Origin of the sequence: Chromohalobacter sarecensis (genome assembly GCF_023061135.1) — a bacterium.
In the GTDB taxonomy this organism is placed as follows: domain Bacteria; phylum Pseudomonadota; class Gammaproteobacteria; order Pseudomonadales; family Halomonadaceae; genus Chromohalobacter; species Chromohalobacter sarecensis.
This window is the reverse complement of sequence record NZ_JAKGAN010000027.1, coordinates 1-917: the sequence shown is the minus strand read 5'-3', so window position 1 is coordinate 917 and position 917 is coordinate 1. Positions and strand designations below refer to the sequence as shown.

Annotated in this window: 1 protein-coding gene; it reads right to left on the bottom strand. The window is 57.8% G+C overall.

Annotated features, from left to right (window positions below):
* Positions 1–854, bottom strand: a protein-coding gene (locus L1071_RS16165; RefSeq protein WP_246977073.1) for an IS5 family transposase whose coding sequence is annotated in 2 segments (ribosomal slippage) — positions 1–500 and positions 500–854 — 855 coding nt in all. Because the reading frame shifts where the segments join, the coding sequence is not laid out codon by codon here.
* Positions 855–917 lie beyond the last annotated feature (63 nt).

Below are 917 nucleotides of genomic sequence, written 5' to 3'. Positions count from 1 at the left end.
CTAGGTTTTGTACGAAAAGTCGGCGCGCAGGCAACGATTTATGCAAGCTAGGCATACCATGGCGCGAAAGCTACGGGCCAACTTCTCGTAACGTGTGGCGATTCGCCGGAGTTCCTTGAGCCAGCTAAAGCTACGTTCGACAGCATTGCGCTCCTGGTATCGGGGTTTGTCGAATCCCCGAGGCAGTCCAGGGCGCGGTTTTCGATGCATCTTGCGCTGCGCAATGACCGGCTTCATCCGGTGCCGGTCGCAGTAGTGACGTAGCGCATCACTATCGTAGCCTTTGTCTGCCACGATATAGCGACAACGCTTGCGGGGCCGGCCCACGCGTCCTGGCAGATGGATCGTTTCCATCGTGGCCATAAAATGACGCGTGTCGGCGTCTTGACCCGGTGACAAGGTGAAAGTGAGTGGCCACCCATGTCGGTCGCAGACAAGATGGATCTTGGTGGTCAAACCGCCGCGACTTTGGCCCAGGGCATGGCCTATCGGTTCGTTCGACCCCCTTTTTTACCGCCTCCCGAGGCAGCCCGCGTCGCACGAACGGCCGTGGAGTCGATCATCCAGGTATCCAGGTCCATCAAGCCATCTTCGCGAAGCTTGAGCTGGAGACGGGCCAGCACGGCCTCGAAAGTGCCGTCGTCACGCCACTGACGAAATCGGGCATACACCGTGCTCCAAGGGCCATAGCGTTCTGGCATGTCACGCCATTTGGCCCCAGAGCACAGCACCCAGAAGATGCCGTTCAATATCTGACGGTCATCCCGCCTTGGCCGGCCCATCGGCTGATGCGGTGAAACGATGTCCTTGATCAGCGACCAGCTGTGCTCGGAAAGCTCATAGCGTCCTGTCATAACGCACCTATGCGGCTGCAACATGGGCAAAATTAACAGAACAGACTTTTCGTACAAAACCTA